This is a genomic window from Sulfuricystis thermophila, from assembly GCF_004323595.1.
Lineage (GTDB): Bacteria > Pseudomonadota > Gammaproteobacteria > Burkholderiales > Rhodocyclaceae > Sulfuricystis > Sulfuricystis thermophila.
The window spans coordinates 2232029-2248882 of the sequence record NZ_AP019373.1; the positions used below are offsets into that span (position 1 = coordinate 2232029).

General features: G+C 66.9%; 15 protein-coding genes. All 15 read left to right on the plus strand.

Annotated elements, in window-relative coordinates:
* Positions 1 to 4: 4 nt before the first annotated feature.
* The 15 genes from rsmH (at position 5) to ftsZ (ending at position 16814) form a co-directional block, all read left to right on the plus strand.
* Positions 5 to 937: a 16S rRNA (cytosine(1402)-N(4))-methyltransferase RsmH gene (rsmH, locus tag M52SOB_RS11265; protein ID WP_131111897.1), complete on the plus strand. Its 933-nt coding sequence runs from the start codon at positions 5 to 7 to the stop codon at positions 935 to 937.
* Positions 937 to 1197, plus strand: a complete 261-nt coding sequence (ftsL, locus tag M52SOB_RS11270) for a cell division protein FtsL (RefSeq protein WP_131111898.1) — start codon at positions 937 to 939, stop codon at positions 1195 to 1197. The genes rsmH and ftsL overlap by 1 nt, the downstream gene beginning before the upstream one ends.
* Complete coding sequence (locus M52SOB_RS11275) at positions 1194 to 2921, plus strand: peptidoglycan D,D-transpeptidase FtsI family protein (protein ID WP_131111899.1); 1728 nt, start codon at positions 1194 to 1196, stop codon at positions 2919 to 2921. Before ftsL ends, M52SOB_RS11275 begins: the two co-directional genes overlap by 4 nt.
* On the plus strand, positions 2918 to 4102 hold the full coding sequence (locus tag M52SOB_RS11280) for a UDP-N-acetylmuramoyl-L-alanyl-D-glutamate--2,6-diaminopimelate ligase (protein ID WP_131111900.1): 1185 nt from the start codon (positions 2918 to 2920) through the stop codon (positions 4100 to 4102). Before M52SOB_RS11275 ends, M52SOB_RS11280 begins: the two co-directional genes overlap by 4 nt.
* Positions 4096 to 5496, plus strand: a complete 1401-nt coding sequence (locus M52SOB_RS11285; RefSeq protein WP_131111901.1) for a UDP-N-acetylmuramoyl-tripeptide--D-alanyl-D-alanine ligase — start codon at positions 4096 to 4098, stop codon at positions 5494 to 5496. Before M52SOB_RS11280 ends, M52SOB_RS11285 begins: the two co-directional genes overlap by 7 nt.
* The gene (gene mraY, locus M52SOB_RS11290) at positions 5486 to 6655 is read left to right on the plus strand and encodes a phospho-N-acetylmuramoyl-pentapeptide-transferase (protein ID WP_131111902.1); all 1170 of its coding nucleotides are present in this window, start codon (positions 5486 to 5488) and stop codon (positions 6653 to 6655) included. The genes M52SOB_RS11285 and mraY overlap by 11 nt, the downstream gene beginning before the upstream one ends.
* Positions 6652 to 8028, plus strand: a complete 1377-nt coding sequence (murD, locus tag M52SOB_RS11295; protein ID WP_131111903.1) for a UDP-N-acetylmuramoyl-L-alanine--D-glutamate ligase — start codon at positions 6652 to 6654, stop codon at positions 8026 to 8028. Before mraY ends, murD begins: the two co-directional genes overlap by 4 nt.
* Positions 8025 to 9197: a putative lipid II flippase FtsW gene (ftsW, locus tag M52SOB_RS11300; RefSeq protein WP_131111904.1), complete on the plus strand. Its 1173-nt coding sequence runs from the start codon at positions 8025 to 8027 to the stop codon at positions 9195 to 9197. Before murD ends, ftsW begins: the two co-directional genes overlap by 4 nt.
* A gap of 85 nt (positions 9198 to 9282) precedes the next feature.
* On the plus strand, positions 9283 to 10338 hold the full coding sequence (murG, locus tag M52SOB_RS11305; RefSeq protein ID WP_131111905.1) for an undecaprenyldiphospho-muramoylpentapeptide beta-N-acetylglucosaminyltransferase: 1056 nt from the start codon (positions 9283 to 9285) through the stop codon (positions 10336 to 10338).
* Positions 10335 to 11723, plus strand: a complete 1389-nt coding sequence (gene murC, locus M52SOB_RS11310; protein ID WP_131111906.1) for a UDP-N-acetylmuramate--L-alanine ligase — start codon at positions 10335 to 10337, stop codon at positions 11721 to 11723. The genes murG and murC overlap by 4 nt, the downstream gene beginning before the upstream one ends.
* Entirely contained in the window at positions 11723 to 12598 is an 876-nt protein-coding gene (gene murB, locus M52SOB_RS11315) for a UDP-N-acetylmuramate dehydrogenase (protein ID WP_131111907.1), read from the plus strand. Before murC ends, murB begins: the two co-directional genes overlap by 1 nt.
* Positions 12598 to 13524: a D-alanine--D-alanine ligase gene (locus tag M52SOB_RS11320; RefSeq protein ID WP_131111908.1), complete on the plus strand. Its 927-nt coding sequence runs from the start codon at positions 12598 to 12600 to the stop codon at positions 13522 to 13524. Before murB ends, M52SOB_RS11320 begins: the two co-directional genes overlap by 1 nt.
* The gene (locus tag M52SOB_RS11325) at positions 13517 to 14338 is read left to right on the plus strand and encodes a cell division protein FtsQ/DivIB (protein WP_131111909.1); all 822 of its coding nucleotides are present in this window, start codon (positions 13517 to 13519) and stop codon (positions 14336 to 14338) included. The genes M52SOB_RS11320 and M52SOB_RS11325 overlap by 8 nt, the downstream gene beginning before the upstream one ends.
* Positions 14335 to 15573 (plus strand): cell division protein FtsA, encoded by a 1239-nt coding sequence (gene ftsA / locus M52SOB_RS11330; RefSeq protein ID WP_131111910.1) that lies wholly within the window; start codon positions 14335 to 14337, stop codon positions 15571 to 15573. Before M52SOB_RS11325 ends, ftsA begins: the two co-directional genes overlap by 4 nt.
* Before the next feature lie 38 nt (positions 15574 to 15611).
* Positions 15612 to 16814: a cell division protein FtsZ gene (gene ftsZ / locus M52SOB_RS11335; RefSeq protein WP_131111911.1), complete on the plus strand. Its 1203-nt coding sequence runs from the start codon at positions 15612 to 15614 to the stop codon at positions 16812 to 16814.
* Positions 16815 to 16854 lie beyond the last annotated feature (40 nt).

Below are 16854 nucleotides of genomic sequence, written 5' to 3' on the forward strand. Positions count from 1 at the left end.
TTCGATGAGCGCGCCAACGTCAGCGCAGCACCAGCCGGTGCTGCTTGCCGAAGCCGTCGCCGCCCTGGCCATCCGGCCGGACGGCCTCTATGTGGATGGCACCTTCGGGCGCGGCGGCCACAGCCGCGCGATTCTCGCGCGACTCGGGCCACAGGGGCGGCTCGTCGCGCTGGATCGCGATCCGCAGGCGGTCGCGGCGGGCAGGGAGATCGCCGATCCGCGCTTGACGCTCGTCCATGCCGCTTTCAGCCGCTTGGGCGACGTCTTGGATGCCTTGGGCATCGCTCGGGTCAATGGGATTCTGCTCGATCTGGGCGTGTCCTCGCCGCAGCTGGACGATCCGGCGCGCGGCATGAGTTTTCGTTTCGATGCGCCGCTGGACATGCGCATGGATACGACGCAGGGGGAAACCGCGGCGGAGTTTCTGGCGCGGGCCGATCAATCGGAAATCGAGGAGGTGATTCGTGAGTATGGCGAAGAACGGTTTGCTCATGCGCTTGCAAAGGCGCTTGTTGCTGCTCGGCAGCGGGAACGTATTTCATCCACAGGACAACTTGCCGCGCTCGTGGCGCAGGTCGTGCGCACGCGCGAGCCTGGCCAGCATCCGGCGACGCGCACCTTCCAGGCTCTACGGATTCACGTCAATCGGGAGCTTGAGGAGCTCTCGCTAGCCCTGCCCCAGGCGCTCGATCGTTTGCAGCCGGGCGGAAGGCTCGCCGTGATCAGTTTCCATTCGCTCGAAGACCGCATCGTCAAGCGCTTTCTGCGCCATGCGGCGCAGCCGCCGCAACCGCCGAAAGGCGTGCCGGTGCGGGCTGCCGAGCTGCCAGCGCCGAGTCTGCGCCTGATCGGCAAGCCGATCCGCCCCGGCGCTGCGGAAATCGCCCGCAATCCCCGTGCCCGGAGCGCGGTGCTGCGAGTCGCGGAGAAGTGCTGATGGCAAAGCTCAATTTCGTCCTGATCCTCGCCGTGCTGGTCTCGGCGCTGGCGGTCGTCTCGACCAACCACCGGGCGCGGCGGCTGATCAGCGAATTCGAGCGCCAACAGGAACGCATGCGCGCGCTGGAGGTCGAATGGGGCCAGCTGCAGCTCGAACAGAGCACCTGGGCCGCCCATGCGCGCATCGCGCAGATCGCCCGCGACAAACTCGGCATGCATGCGCCCCGGCCGCAGCAGATCGTCAACATCCGCGAATGAAACTCGCCAAGAGCCCCCTCCTCGTCGACCGCCTGCCGATCTGGCGTTCCCGGCTCGTGCTCGCGCTGCTGCTCGCCGGCTCGGCGGCGCTGATCGGGCGCGCCTTCTACCTGCAGGGCATCCACAAGGACTTCCTGATCGGCAAGGGCGAATCGCGCTATGAGCGCGTGATCGAGATCCCGGCCACCCGCGGCCGTATCCTCGATCGCAATGGCACCGTGCTGGCGGTATCGACGCCGGTCAAGTCGGTCTGGGCGATCCCGGAGGATGCCCGGCTCGCGCCTGCCGAGGCTCGTCAGCTGGCCGGTCTGCTGCGCATGGAGGTGAATGATCTCGTCAGGAAACTCGCCGCCGCACGTGATTTCGTCTTCCTGAAACGCCAGATTCCGCCGGATGTCGCCGCCCGGGTGGCAGAGCTCAAGCTGCCCGGCATCCATTTCCAGAACGAATATCGCCGCTACTATCCCGCCGGCGAGGTCACCGCCCATCTGCTCGGCTTCACCGGCGCGGAGGATGCCGGCCAGGAAGGCATCGAGCTCGCCCTCGACAAGGCGCTTGCCGGCAAGGCCGGCTCGCGGCGCGTGATCAAGGACCGCCGCGGCCAGATCGTCGAAGATGTCGAGTCGATCCGCGCACCGCAAGAGGGCAAGGACGTCACGCTTTCCATCGACGCCAAGCTGCAGTATCTCGCCTACTCGCAGCTCAAACAGGCGGTGACGGAAAATCGCGCCAAGGCCGGCGGCATCGTCGTGCTCGATGCGAAGAGCGGCGAAATCCTCGCGCTCGCCAACCTGCCCGCCTACAACCCGAACAACCGTGCCCGACTCTCCGGCGCACAGCTGAGAAATCGCGCCTTCACCGATACCTTCGAGCCGGGCTCGACCTTCAAGCCCTTCGCCGTCGCGCTGGCGCTCGACAAGGGTCAGGTGCGCTTCGACACGCCGATCCAGACCGCGCCGGGCAAGCTCACCATCGGCCCGGCGACGATCCACGATGCCCATCCCCATGGCATGCTGACGGTCGCGCAGGTGATCCAGAAGTCTTCCAACGTCGGCGTCTCGAAAATGGCGCTCAATCTGCCGGCCGAGGAGATGTGGGCGATGTTCGACAAGCTCGGCTTCGGCCAGCCGACCCGCATCGGCTTTCCTGGTGAGGCCGGCGGCCGGTTGCGCCCCTGGAAGCACTGGCGGCCGATCGAGCAGGCGACGATGTCTTACGGCCACGGTATTTCGGTGACGCTGATCCAGCTCGCGCGCGCCTATCAGGTGTTCGCCCGCAACGGCGATCTCGTGCCGCTGTCGCTCACCCGCGTCGATGTGCCGCCCGCCGTCGGCCTGCGAGTGTTCTCCGAACAGACCGCCAAGGAAATGCGCGCGATGCTCGAAATGGTGGTGCAGCCCGGCGGCACGGCCGTGAAGGCGCAGGTGCCCGGCTATCGTGTCGCCGGCAAGACCGGCACCGCGGTCAAGCTCGAAGGCGGGACCTATGTGAACAAGTACGTCGCGGCCTTCGTCGGCTTCGCGCCGGTGTCCGATCCGCGGCTGATCGTCGCGGTGATGATCGACGAACCTTCGGCCGGCAAGTATTACGGCGGCGATGTCGCCGCCCCGGTGTTTTCCAGTGTGATGTCGAGCGCCTTGCGTGCGCTCGGCGTTGCCCCCGATGACGCGCCACGGCTGTTGACGGTGGCGAAAAGCGAAACGTCCGCCCCGGAGGAGATGTGATCCAGCCCGCCTTCATGGTCGGTGTCACCGGCACCAACGGCAAGACCTCGGTGACGCAATGGATCGCCCAGGCGCTCACCCTGTGCGGCCGCAAATGCGCGATCGTCGGCACGCTGGGCAACGGCTTTCCGGGCGCGCTGGTGCCGGGACCGAACACCACGCCGGGCGCGCACGTGCTGCGCGAGTTCCTGCCGGAGAGCGTTCGCCAGGGTGCCCAAGCCTGTGCGATGGAGGTCTCGTCGATCGGCTTGCATCAGAACCGCGTCGCGGGCGTGCGTTTCGATGTCGCGGTATTCACGAATCTGACCCGCGACCATCTCGAATACCACGGCACGATGGCCGCCTACGCCGCCGAAAAGGCGAAGCTGTTCGACTGGCCTGGCTTGCGCTCTGCGGTGTTGAACCTCGACGATCCCTTCGGTCGCGAACTCGCGGCGAAACTCGCTGGCCGTGTGCCGACGATCGGCTACACGCTGGGCGACGAGAGCGGTGCAGACCGTGTGCTGCACGCGACAGGGCTCGCGGCAACCGCGACGGGGCTGAGCTTCACCGTCGATGGCGTCGCCATCTCCGCGCCAGTAATCGGCCGCTTCAATGCATCCAACCTGCTCGCGGTGATCGGCACGCTGCTCGCCGGCGGCGAGCGGCTCGAAACCATCGCCGCGGTATTGACCCGGATCGTCGCCCCGCCCGGCCGCATGCAGCCGCTCGGCGGCGGAGAGGACGAGCCGTTGGTGATCGTCGATTACGCCCACTCGCCCGATGCGTTGGCAAAGGTGCTGACCACCCTGCGCGGTACGGCCAGTGCCCGCGGCGGCCGGCTCGTCTGCGTCTTCGGTTGCGGCGGCGAGCGCGATCCCGGCAAGCGGCCGCAGATGGGCGCGATCGCAGAAGCGGCTGCCGACCAGGTCGTCGTCACCAGCGACAATCCACGCGGCGAGGCGCCGCAGGCGATCATCGATCAGATCCTGGCCGGCATGCGATCGAAGCCAATCGTCGAGCCCGACCGTGCCCGCGCGGTGGAGGCGACGATCGCTGCCGCCGCGCCCAACGATGTGATCCTGCTCGCCGGCAAGGGCCACGAACCCTATCAGGAAATCGCCGGCGTGCGCATTCCCTATTCGGACGTCGAGACCGCAAAGTCGGCGCTGGCAAGACGGCACGAGGTGCTCAAATGCTGACTCTTTCCGCAACGGCGCTGATCCTCAACGGCATCCAGACCGGCCGGGATGTCGAGTTCACCAGCGTCGGCACCGATTCGCGCGCGATCACGCCGGGCATGCTGTTCGTCGCGCTGACCGGCGAGCGTTTCGATGGTCACGACTACGTCGAACAGGCCCTGGCCGCTGGCGCGAGCTCGGCGCTGGTGCGCAGCGACTGGGCAGCGGCACATCCCCATCTGCCGCTGGTCGGCGTCAATGACACGCGCCGTGCGCTTGGCCAGCTCGCCGCCCACTGGCGCAGCCGCTTCCACATCCCGCTGATCGGCATCACCGGCAGCAACGGCAAGACCACCGTCAAGGAAATGTGCGCGGCGATCCTGCGCGCCGACTTCGGCCAGCATGCGGTGCTGGCGACGAGCGGCAACCTCAACAACGACATCGGCATGCCGCTCACCTTGCTCAAACTCCATGCGCCACATCGCGCGGCGGTGATCGAGATGGGCATGAATCACCCCGGCGAGATCGCCTATCTGACGCAGATTGCGAAACCGACCGTCGCCGTCGTCACCAATGCCCAGCGTGCGCATCTGGGCGGACTCGGTTCCGTGGCCGAGATCGCCCGCGCCAAGGGCGAGATCTTCGCCGGGCTCAGCGATGACGGCGTGGCCATCATCAATGCCGACGATCCGCAGGCCGAATACTGGCGCGGCCTCAATGCCGGCCGGCGCATCGTCACCTTCGGCTTTTCGCCCGAGGCCACCGTGCATGGCCGCTGGCGGCCGTTCGGGCGTGGCGGCGAGCTCGATCTCGTCACACCGCGGGGTGATGCGCACATCATGCTGCCGCTGGCCGGCGAGCACAATGGCCGCAATGCGCTCGCCGCCGCTGCCGCCTGCTTTGCCCTCGGCGTGCCGCTGGCACCGATCGTGCGCGGCCTGTCGGGCTGCACCGGCACCGCCGGCCGCCTGCAACACAAGCGTGGTCTGCGAGGCGCCTGTGTGATCGACGACAGCTACAATGCCAATCCCGATTCGATGCGCGCGGCGATCGACGTGCTGGCAAGCTTGCCCGGCAAGCGCATCTTCGTGATGGGCGACATGGGCGAGGTCGGCGAGATGGCCGGACAGCTGCACAGCGAAGTCGGCGGCTACGCCAAGAGCCAAGGCATCGACCTCCTGTTCGCGCTGGGCGAGAAGAGCGCAGCCGCGGTGCATGACTTCGGCAGTGGCGGACGGCACTTCACCGGCGTCGATGCCCTGGTGCGCGCGCTCAAACCGTTGCTGGACCCGGACACCACCGTGCTCGTCAAGGGCTCGCGCTTCATGAAGATGGAGCGCGTCGTCGAACGCATCGTCGAAGGGGCTGCCCCTGAATCGCCCCGCACGGCGGAGGAGGACGGCGATGCTCCTTGAACTGTTCCAATGGCTGGCGCAGGACATCCGCGCCTTCAACGTCTTCAACTACATCACGCTGCGCGCGGTGCTGGCGACGCTGACGGCGCTGACGATCTCGTTCGTCTTCGGCCCGGCGGTGATCCGTTGGCTGACCGCGAAGAAGATCGGCCAGGCGGTGCGCATCGATGGGCCGCAGACCCATCTGGCCAAATCCGGCACGCCGACGATGGGCGGCGCGCTGATCCTGCTCTCGCTGGGCGTCTCGACGCTGTTGTGGGCGGATCTCACCAACCGTTTCGTCTGGATCGTGCTGATCGTCACTTTCGGCTATGGCGCGATCGGCTGGGTCGACGACTGGCGCAAGGTGGTCTATCGCAATCCGAAAGGCCTGTCGGCGAAGGCGAAGTTCTTCTGGCAGACGGTGATCGGCATCGTCGCCGCCCTCTGGGTCGCGTTTTCGATCTCCGCGCCTTCCAGCGAAAAGGCCCTGCAGCTGTTCCTGCAATGGGCCGGCAGCGGCTTTGCCACGGCGTTGCCGACGCGCACCGATCTGATCGTGCCCTTCTTCAAGAGTGTTTCCTATCCGCTCGGCATCGTCGGTTTCATCGTCCTCACCTATCTGGTCATCGTCGGCGCCAGCAACGCGGTGAATCTGACCGACGGCCTCGACGGTCTGGCGATCCTGCCCACCGTGATGGTCGGAGCAGCACTGGGCATCTTCGCCTATGTCGCGGGCCATGCCGGTTTTTCGAAATACCTGCTGCTGCCCTACGTGCCGGGCGCCGGCGAGCTCACGGTGTTCTGCGGCGCGCTGGCCGGCGCGGGTCTGGGCTTCCTGTGGTTCAACGCCTATCCGGCCGAGGTCTTCATGGGCGATGTCGGCGCATTGGCGCTCGGCGCCGCGCTCGGCACGGTGGCGGTGATCGTGCGGCAGGAGATCGTGTTTTTCATCATGGGCGGGGTGTTCGTCGCCGAGACCGTCTCGGTGATGCTGCAGGTCGGCTGGTTCAAGTTCACCAAGTGGAAGACCGGCACCGGCCAGCGCATCCTGCTGATGGCGCCGCTGCACCACCATTACGAGCAGGTCGGCTGGAAAGAGACCCAGGTCGTCGTGCGTTTCTGGATCATCACCATCCTCCTGGTGCTGATCGGTCTGTCGACATTGAAGATCCGATGAATCTCGCCGGCAAACACGTGCTGATCCTCGGCCTGGGTGAATCGGGCCTGGCGGCCGCCCGCTGGTGCGACCGCCAGGGCGCGCGGCTGCGCATCGCCGACACACGGACGAATCCGCCGGGCCTCGAGGCCCTGCAGTGCCGTCTCGCCAGCGCCGAGTTTCGTGCCGGCGAATTCGACAAGACGCTGCTCGACGGCATCGATCTCGTCGTGCTCTCGCCGGGCCTGTCGCCCGGCATGCTGGTGGTGATCCATGCCCGCGCCCGGGGCATTCCGGTGGTCGGCGAGATCGAGCTGTTCGCCCAGGCGCTGCGCGCGCTCGCGCAGCACGTGCCGGTGATCGCGATCACCGGCACCAACGGCAAGACGACGACGACCGCGCTCACCGGCCATCTGCTCGCCGCCAGCGGCCGCACGGTGGGCGTGGCCGGCAACATTTCGCCGGCCGCGCTCGATGCCCTGATGGACTTTCAGGACCAAGGCGCCCTGCCCGAGGCCTGGGTGCTGGAACTGTCGAGCTTCCAGCTCGAAACCACCGAAACGCTCGACGCCACCGCGGCGACGGTGCTCAACGTCTCGGACGACCACCTCGACCGCTACATCGATCTGGACGACTACGCCAGCGCCAAGGCGCGCATCTTCCGCGGCACGGGCACCCAGGTGCTCAACCGCGACGATCCACGAGTGAAACGCATGGCGATTCCCGGCCGCAAGCTGATCACCTTCGGCCTCGATGCGCCTGCCGATGCCAACGACTTCGGCCTGCGCGAAAACCGCAACGAGCCCTGGCTGGTGCAGGGCGACCGTTTCCTGCTGCCGGTCGGCGCACTGCCGCTCGCCGGTCTGCACAATGCCGCGAACGTGCTGGCGGCATTGGCGCTGTGCACCGCGATCGGCCTCGAGCCGGTCAAGCTCTTGCCGGCGCTGCGGACATTCCGCGGCCTGCCGCACCGCGTCGAGAAAGTGACGACGATCGGCGGCGTGACCTTCTACGACGATTCGAAGGGCACCAACGTCGGCGCCACCGTCGCCGCGCTCCGAGGACTGGGGACGAAGTCCGTCGTCATCCTCGGCGGCGATGGCAAGGGACAGGATTTTTCTCAGCTTGTGCCCGCCGTCGCCCAGCACGCCCGCGCCGTGGTGCTGATCGGCCGTGACGCGCCGCTGATCGAGCAGGCCATCGCCGGCTGCGGCGTGCCGCTGAGGAACGCGACCGACATGGCCGATGCGGTGCGCACCGCGGCCAGACTGGCGCAGACCGGCGATGCGGTGCTGCTCTCACCGGCCTGCGCGAGCTTCGACATGTTCAAGAATTACGCACACCGCGCCGAAGTATTTCGGGCGGCGGTCGCCGAACTGGAGGCCCGGGCATGAACACCGCCGTGCTCGGCCGCCGTGTTGGCGGCGCCTCCACCGCCAACGAAATCGACCCGCTGCTGCTTTGGCCGGCGCTCGCGCTGCTCCTGACTGGCCTGGTGATGGTGTATTCGGCCTCGATCGCCACCGCCGAGGGTTCGGCCTTCAGCGGCCATACGCCGACCTACTTTCTGGTACGCCATACCGCCTTCCTGCTGATCGGGCTGGTCTGGGCGCTGATCGTCTTCCAGATTCCGCTGCGCATCTGGCAGCAGCTGGCGCCCTGGCTGTTCCTCGCCGGCGTGGTGTTGCTGGCGGTCGTGCTGATCCCCGGCATCGGCAGGTCGGTCAATGGCGCGCAGCGCTGGATCGGGCTCGGCCCTATCAATGTCCAGCCCTCGGAGTTCATGAAGCTCGCCGCCGTGCTCTATGCGGCGGACTACACGGCAAGAAAGCTCACCGAGATGGGCAGCTTCCGACGCGGCTTCGTGCCGCTGGCGGCGGTGATGATCGTCGTCGCCGCACTGCTCTTGCGCGAGCCGGATTTCGGCGCCTTCGTCGTCATCATCGGCATCGCGATGGGCATCCTGTTCCTCGGCGGCATGAACGGCCGGCTGTTCGCCTTCCTGATCGTCGCCATGGCCATCGCCTTCGCGCTCTTGATCATCTCTTCGCCTTACCGCTGGGAACGCATCATCAGCTACATGGACCCCTGGCGCGACGCCTTCGGCAAAGGCTACCAGCTCTCGCACGCGCTGATCGCCTTCGGGCGCGGCGAGTGGTTCGGCGTCGGTCTGGGCGCTTCGGTCGAGAAGCTGTTTTATCTCCCCGAGGCGCACACCGATTTCCTGCTCGCGGTGATCGCCGAGGAGCTCGGCTTCGTCGGCGTCGTGGCGGTCGTCCTGCTGTTCGCGCTGCTCACCTGGCGATCCTTCATGGTCGGCCGCCAGGCCCTGCTGCTCGACCGCGTCTACGCCAGTCTCGTCGCGCAGGGCATCGGCATCTGGCTCGGCTTGCAGAGCTTCATCAACATGGGCGTCAATATGGGGCTGTTGCCCACCAAGGGGCTGACGCTGCCGTTGATGAGCTTCGGCGGTTCCGGCATCGTCGCCAACTGTGTCGCGCTCGCTGTGCTGCTGCGCGTGGACTTCGAGAACAGAAGATTGATGAGGGGATTGCCGGCATGAAAATAATGGCCCCCCACGCTCGTAAAACCAACTCGCTGCCCCCCACAGGGGGGCGCATGCTGCCTTGGGGCAGCCCGGCGGCAGCATGAAGACCATCGTCATCATGGCGGGAGGCACCGGCGGTCACATCATGCCCGGTCTCGCGGTCGCCGACCGGTTGCGCGATGCCGGCTGGAAAGTGGTCTGGATGGGCAACCCGGATGGCATGGAGGCGAAGCTCGTGCCGCCGCGTCATTACGAAATGGCCTGGGTGCGCTTTTCCGCCTTGCGCGGCAAGGGGCTCAAGCGCCAGCTGCTGCTGCCCTTCAACCTGCTCACCGCCTTCTGGCAGGCCTGGCGCGCCTTTGGAAAGATTCGTCCGGACGTCGTGCTGGGCATGGGCGGCTTCATCAGCTTTCCCGGCGGGATGATGGCCAGCCTGCGCGGCATCCCGCTGGTGCTGCACGAGCAGAATTCGATCCCCGGCTTGGCCAACAAAGTGCTCGCCCATGTCGCCGATCGCGTGCTGACCGGTTTTCCCGATACATTCAGGAAAGGCCGCTGGGTCGGCAATCCGGTACGGCCGGAGATCGCCGCGTTGCCACCGCCCGCCGAGCGCTATGGCGCGCGCAGCGGCCGGCTGCAAGTGCTGGTGCTCGGCGGCAGCCTCGGCGCTGCGGCGCTCAACGAAACCGTGCCGAAGGCCCTCGCATTGTTGCCGGAGGACGAACGTCCCGAGGTCGTGCATCAGTCGGGCGAAAAGCATCTCGACGCGTTGCGCGCCGCCTATGCCGCCGCCGGCGTCCATGCACACACCGTGGCCTTCATCGCCGACATGGCGGGCGCCTATGAATGGGCGGACCTGGTGATCTGCCGCGCCGGCGCGGCGACGATCGCCGAGCTTGCCGCCGCGGGCGTGGCGAGCATCCTGGTGCCTTTCCCGCATGCGGTCGACGACCATCAGACCGCGAACGCGCGCTTCCTCGCCCAGGCGGGTGCGGCGATCCTGCTGCCCCAGAGCGAGCTGACGCCGGAGCGCCTCGCGCTGATCCGCGCTCTGAAACGCCCGCAACTGATCGAGATGGCGGAGAAGGCGCGCGCGCTGGCGATGCCCGAAGCAACCGCCGCCGTGGCGGCCACCTGTGAAGAGGTCTGCAAATGAAACACAAGGTCAGACGCATCCACTTCGTCGGCATCGGCGGGGCTGGCATGTCGGGCATCGCCGAGGTGCTCGCCAACCAGGGTTTCGAGGTGAGCGGTTCCGATCTCGCCTCCTCGGCGGTGACGTGTCGTTTGCAGGAGCTCGGCGTGCGCATCGCCATCGGCCATGCCGCCGAGAACATCGCCGGCGCGGATGCGGTGGTGGTCTCGAGTGCGGTCAAGGACGACAATCCGGAAGTCGTTGCCGCACGGCAAAATCACATTCCGGTCGTGCCGCGCGCCCAGATGCTCGCCGAGCTGATGCGCTTGAAACAGGGCATCGCGATCGCCGGCACACACGGCAAGACGACGACCACCAGCCTCACCGCGAGCTGTCTGGCCGAGGCCGGCCTCGATCCGACTTTCGTCATCGGCGGCCGGCTCAATTCGGCCGGCGCGAATGCGCGCCTCGGCAGCGGCGAGTTCCTCGTCGCCGAAGCGGACGAATCGGACGCCTCCTTCCTCTATCTCTCGCCGGTGATCGCGGTGGTGACCAACATCGATGCCGACCACATGGACACCTACGGCCACGATTTCGGCCGACTCGAGCAGGCTTTCGTCGATTTCCTGCATCGTCTGCCGTTCTATGGCGTCGCGGTGCTGTGCATCGACGATCCGCATGTGCGCGCCATCCTGCCGCGCGTCGCCAAGCAGGTGGTCACCTATGGCTTCAGTCCTGACGCCAACATCCGCGCCGAGAACGTGCGTGCGGAGGGCGCCCGCATGCATTTCGATTGCATACGCCGCAATGGCGCGGTCTCGCGCCTGGCGGTGACACTGAACCTGCCCGGTGAACACAACGTCCGCAATGCGCTCGCCGCGATCGCGGTGGCCACCGAAGTCGGCGCTGGCGACACGGCAATCCTCAAGGCACTGGCCGAATTCACCGGCGTCGGGCGACGCTTCCAGCGCTACGGCGAGGTGGCTCTCCCCGGCGGCGGCAGCTTCACGCTGATCGACGACTATGGCCACCACCCGACCGAAATGGCCGCCACGCTCGCCGCCGCGCGCGGCGCGTTTCCCGGCCGGCGCATCGTCGTCGCCTTCCAGCCGCACCGCTACACGCGCACGCGCGATTGCTTCGAGGATTTCGTCCGGGTGCTCTCGGAGGCCGATGCCGTGCTGCTCACCGAGGTCTATGCGGCCGGCGAGGCGCCGATCGTCGCCGCCGACGGCCGTGCGCTGGCGCGTGCCTTGCGCGTCGCCGGCAAGGTCGAACCGCTGTTCGTCGAAGACATCAACACCATGCCGCAGTCCATCCTCGCTTGCGCGCGCGATGGCGATGTCGTGATCACGCTGGGCGCCGGCTCGATCGGCGCGGTGCCCGCCAAATTGGTGCAAGGCTGATGGAACTGCGAGCCAGTGAGCCGATGGCCAAACACGTCACCTGGCGCGCCGGCGGCCGCGTCGCCAAGGCCTGCTTTCCGCACGACCTCGAAGATCTCGCCCACTTCCTGGCCGGGCTGCGTTGCGACGAGCCGCTGCTGATGGTAGGGCTGGGATCGAACCTGTTGATCCGCGATGGCGGCTTTGACGGCACGGCGATCTTCACCCACGGCGCGCTGAAGGCCCTGCGTCTGACGGCTGACGGCTCGATCTATGTCGAGGCCGGGGTCGCCGCACCGAAGCTGGCGCGCTTCGCCGCCACCCACGGCTTCGCCGGCGCCGAGTTCCTCGCCGGCATTCCCGGCACGATCGGCGGCGCACTGGCGATGAACGCCGGCTGCTACGGCAGTGAAATCTGGCAGTTCGTCGACCGCGTGTGCATGCTGAACCGCAAGGGCGAAACGATCGAGCGCACGCCGGCGGATTTCGCGCTCGGTTACCGGCATTGCGGCTTGAAACAGGCCAGCGACGAAATCTTCGCCGCCGCCTGGCTGCGCTTCCCCGCCGGGGACGCCGCAGTGGCGCGCGCGAGGATCCGCGAGCTGCTCGCCCGCCGTGTCGCGACCCAGCCCTTGCAGCTGCCGAATGCCGGCTCGGTGTTCAGAAACCCGCCGGGCGACCACGCCGCACGCCTGATCGAAGCCGCTGGCCTGAAGGGTCTGGAGCTCGGCGGCGCAAGGGTGTCCGAAAAGCATGCGAATTTCATCGTTAATCCGGGGGGCGTGGCCAGCGCTTCCGCGATAGAAAGCTTAATCGGCCGCATTCAGGCCGAAGTGCAGGAAAAGTTCGGCGTGACACTGGTGCGCGAGGTGCGCATTCTCGGAGCAAGATGCTGATGGCAGGCAGGTTTGGTAAGGTGGCGGTGTTGATGGGCGGCGATTCCGCCGAGCGCGAGATCTCGCTGATCTCGGGTAAGGCGGTGCTCGAGGCGCTGCTCGCCGCCGGTGTCGATGCCTATGCCTTCGATCCGGCCAAGCAGCCGATCTGGACGCTCGCCGAACAGCGGCCGGAGCGCGCCTTCATCGTCCTGCACGGCGGGGCGGGCGAAAACGGCACGGTGCAAGCCGCACTCGATCTGCTGAAGATCCCCTATACCGGCAGCGGCGTGCTCGCCTCGGCGCTGGCGATGGACAAGCGCCGCACGACCTTGCTCTGGCAGGCCTGCGGCCTGCCGGTGCCGCGCTCGCGTCTCGTCACTGCGGGCAATGAAGGGCCCGCCGTGATTGCCGAGCTCGGGCTGCCGCTGATCATAAAGCCGGTGCGCGAAGGTTCTTCGATCGGTGTCACGAAGGTGATGCGCGCGGAAGAATTCGCCGCTGCCTTCGCCGCTGCCGCGACCTTGCCCGATGGCCGTCACGAGGAAGTCATGGCCGAGGAATTCGTCGCCGGCACCGAGCTCACCGCTGCCGTTCTCGGAGAGCGGGTACTGCCGCTGGTGCGGATCGAGGCGCCCGAAGGCCGCTACGACTACCAGAACAAGTATTTCACCGATGTCGTGAAGTATCACTGCCCGGCCGGCATCGATGCCGCCAAAGAAGCCGAGATCGCCCGCACGGTGCTGGCGGCATTCGACGCCCTCGGCTGTCGCGGCTGGGGACGCGCCGATCTGATCCTGCGCGATGACGGCAGTTTCCGCCTGCTGGAAATGAACACCGCACCCGGTATGACCAGCCATTCGCTGGTGCCGATGGCGGCCAAGGCTGCCGGCATCGATTTCACCGCCCTGGTGCTGACGATCCTGGCGGAGGCGCGCTGTGGCTAGCACACGCGGCAAACCGCGCAACGCGCCTGCCGAGCCGGCCGGGCTGTGGCATCAGCCGGCGCTGCTCGATCTGATCGCCGACGTGCTGTTCGCACTGGGCATCGTCGGTCTGGGCTGGGCGGCGCTGATCGGCCTGCAGCGCCTGCCGGCGTTTCCGCTCCGCGAAGTGGTACTCGCCTCGCCCCCGCAGCATGTCAGCCCGGCGCAGATCGCCCATGCAGTGCGCACCACGGTCAGCGGCAATTTCTTCACCGTCGATCTCGCCGCAATACAGGCGGGCATCGAGGCGCTGCCCTGGGTGCGGCGCGCCGCGGTGCGCCGGCAATGGCCGGATGGCCTCACGGTGACGCTCGAAGAGCACGAGGCCGTGGCGCAGTGGCGCCACCTGAACGGCGAGAAAGGACTGGTCAACACATTCGGCGAGGTGTTCGATGCCGAGCCGCCCGAGGATGGGTCTCCTCTGCCGCTGCTCAGCGGTCCGCCGGATACGGCCGCCGAAATCCTCCAGCGCCAGGCCGCATTCGACGACCAGCTCGCGCCGCTGGGCCGGCATGTCACCGCGCTCACTCTCTCGCCGCGTCGCGCCTGGCATCTCGAGCTCGACGACGGCGTGGCGATCGAACTGGGCCGCGACGAAGAACGTCAGCCACTCAACGCACGGCTGGCGCGCTTCGTCGCCCACTATCCAGACATCAAGGCGCATTTCGGCAACATCCGTGGCGCCGACATGCGTTACCCGAACGGTTTCGTGCTCACCGGCGCCGGGCGCCCGGTCGAGCCACTGCCTCCGGTAAAGGCAGGGAAGCAGTCATGAGCAAGGACAAGAATCGCGAACTGATCGCCGGTCTCGACATCGGCACCTCGAAGATCGTCGCCATCGTCGCCGAAGTGAATGACGAGGGGCAGCTTGCCATCCTCGGTCTCGGCACGCAGGACACCCAGGAATCGCGCGGTCTCAGGAAGGGTGTGGTGGTCAATATCGAGGCCACCGTCAACAACATCTCGAAGGCGATCGCCGAGGTGCAGATGGTCGCCGGCTGCAAGATCAAGGAAGTGTATACCGGCATCGCCGGCAGCCACATCAAGAGCAAGGATTCCAACGGCATGACGGTGGTGAAGGATCGCGAGGTCACGCAATACGACGTCGCGCGCGCCATCGAGGCGGCGAATGCCACGCCGATCTCGGCCGACGACCAGATCCTGCACACGCTGGTGCAGGAATTCATCGTCGACGGCCAGGATGGCGTCAAGGAACCGATCGGCATGGACGCCCGCCGCCTCGAAGTGAAGGTGCATCTGGTCACCGGCGCGGTCACCGCGGTGCAGAACATCGTCAAGTGCGTGCGCCGCTGCGGCCTGGAAGTGGTCGATCTGGTGCTGCAGCCGCTCGCTTCGGGCAATGCCGTGCTCACCGACGACGAGAAGGATGTCGGCGTCTGCCTCGTGGACATCGGCGGCGGCACCACCGATGTCGCCGTGTTCAGCCAGGGGGCGATCCGCCACACCGCGGTGATCCCGATCGCCGGCGACCAGATCACCAATGACATCGCCATCGCGCTGCGCACCTCGACCCAGGATGCCGAAGAGATCAAGCTGCGCTACGGCGTGGCGCTCTCCCAGTTCGCCGATCCGGAGGAAATGCTCGAAGTACCGGGGGTCGGCGACCGTCCGGCGACGACACTGTCGCGCGCGACGCTGGCCGGCTTCATCCAGCCGCGCGTCGAGGAGATCTTCCAGAAGGTGCAGGAGGAGCTGATCAAAAGCGGCTATGCACGCCTGCTACGCGCCGGCATCGTGCTCACCGGCGGCGCCGCGCAGATGCCGGGCATGGCCGAACTCGGCGAGGAAATCTTCCACAACACGGTGAAGGTCGGCGTGCCGAGTTACGACGGGCCGCTGGCCGATTTCGTGAGAAATCCGCGCTATGCCACCGCGATGGGGCTGTTGCTGGAGGGTCTGGCACAGCGGCAGCGCGGCGGCAAGGAACCCCCTTTGACTCTCGGGCAGGTGTTCGGGCGCATGCGCGCCTGGTTTGCCCGCAATCTGTGATTTTTCGGTAACGCATTGGCAACGACAGGAGAGGCGAAATGTTCGAAATCATCGATCGAGAAGCAAACGACACCATCATCAAGGTGATCGGCGTCGGCGGCGCCGGCGGCAATGCCGTCGAACACATGATCCGCGAGGGCGTCGGCGGCGTGGAATTCATCTGCGCAAACACCGACGCGCAGGCGCTGAAAACTTCCTCGGCCGGCGTCAAGCTGCAGCTCGGCCCGGGGCTGGGCGCCGGCGGCAAACCGGAGCGCGCACGCCAGCACGCGCAAACCGAGCGCGAGCGCATCGCCGAGATGCTCGCCGGTGCGCACATGTGCTTCATCACCGCCGGCATGGGCGGCGGCACCGGCACCGGCGCCGCGCCAGTGATCGCCGAAGTGGCACGCGAGCTGGGCATCCTCACCGTGGCGGTGGTCACCAAACCGTTCAGCTTCGAAGGGCGGCGCGGCAAGGTCGCCGAAGAAGGCATCGCCGAACTCTCGCAGCATGTCGACTCGCTGATCGTCATCCTCAACGAAAAACTGATGGAAGTCCTCGGCGAGGAGGTCAGCATGCTGGATGCCTTCAAGGCCGCCGACGACGTGTTGAAGAATGCCGTCGGCGGCATCTCCGAGATCATCAACGTGCCGGGCCTGGTCAACGTCGATTTCGAGGACGTGCGCACCGTGATGGGCGAAATGGGCAAGGCGATGATGGGCTCGGCCACCGCCGCCGGCGTCGATCGCGCGCGCCTGGCCGCCGAACAGGCGGTCGCCAGCCCCTTGCTCGAAGGCATCGAGCTTTCCGGCGCCAAGGGCGTGCTGGTCAATATCACTGCCAGCAGCTCGCTCGGCCTCAAGGAGTATCAGGAAGTGATGGCCACCATCCACAATTACACGGCGCCGGAGGCCACGGTGATCTGCGGCGCGGTGTTCGACGATGCGATGGAAGATCGGCTGCGCGTCACCGTGGTGGCCACCGGCCTCGGCACCAAGGCCAAGGCGCAGCCGAAACTGGTCTATGGCGAAGGCCGCGGCCAGCGCACCGGCACCTACGATCTGCCGCCCTCGCCAGCGATGATCGAACCCGCGGCCGGAGTGATGAACATCGCCGGCAGCAATACGCCGGCCGGCAGTCTCGACGACTTCTTCACACCGAATCCGCGCGGCCATCGCGACAACCGCGCCCGCGACATGGCCGACGTGGGGCTCAGCAACATCGATATCCCTGCCTTCCTGCGCAAGCAAGCGGACTGATCGGCTCGCACCACGATCAACGCCCGGGGTTTCGCCTCCC

Excerpts from the sequence above, each read along its gene's own strand:
- rsmH (WP_131111897.1), top strand. The coding sequence starts at position 5 with ATGAGCGCGCCAACGTCAGCGCAGCACCAGCCGGTGCTGCTTGCCGAA.
- ftsL (WP_131111898.1), top strand. The coding sequence starts at position 937 with ATGGCAAAGCTCAATTTCGTCCTGATCCTCGCCGTGCTGGTCTCGGCG.
- M52SOB_RS11275 (WP_131111899.1), top strand. The coding sequence starts at position 1,194 with ATGAAACTCGCCAAGAGCCCCCTCCTCGTCGACCGCCTGCCGATCTGG.
- M52SOB_RS11285 (WP_131111901.1), top strand. The coding sequence starts at position 4,096 with ATGCTGACTCTTTCCGCAACGGCGCTGATCCTCAACGGCATCCAGACC.
- mraY (WP_131111902.1), top strand. The coding sequence starts at position 5,486 with ATGCTCCTTGAACTGTTCCAATGGCTGGCGCAGGACATCCGCGCCTTC.
- murD (WP_131111903.1), top strand. The coding sequence starts at position 6,652 with ATGAATCTCGCCGGCAAACACGTGCTGATCCTCGGCCTGGGTGAATCG.
- ftsW (WP_131111904.1), top strand. The coding sequence starts at position 8,025 with ATGAACACCGCCGTGCTCGGCCGCCGTGTTGGCGGCGCCTCCACCGCC.
- murG (WP_131111905.1), top strand. The coding sequence starts at position 9,283 with ATGAAGACCATCGTCATCATGGCGGGAGGCACCGGCGGTCACATCATG.
- murC (WP_131111906.1), top strand. The coding sequence starts at position 10,335 with ATGAAACACAAGGTCAGACGCATCCACTTCGTCGGCATCGGCGGGGCT.
- murB (WP_131111907.1), top strand. The coding sequence starts at position 11,723 with ATGGAACTGCGAGCCAGTGAGCCGATGGCCAAACACGTCACCTGGCGC.
- M52SOB_RS11320 (WP_131111908.1), top strand. The coding sequence starts at position 12,598 with ATGGCAGGCAGGTTTGGTAAGGTGGCGGTGTTGATGGGCGGCGATTCC.
- ftsA (WP_131111910.1), top strand. The coding sequence starts at position 14,335 with ATGAGCAAGGACAAGAATCGCGAACTGATCGCCGGTCTCGACATCGGC.
- ftsZ (WP_131111911.1), top strand. The coding sequence starts at position 15,612 with ATGTTCGAAATCATCGATCGAGAAGCAAACGACACCATCATCAAGGTG.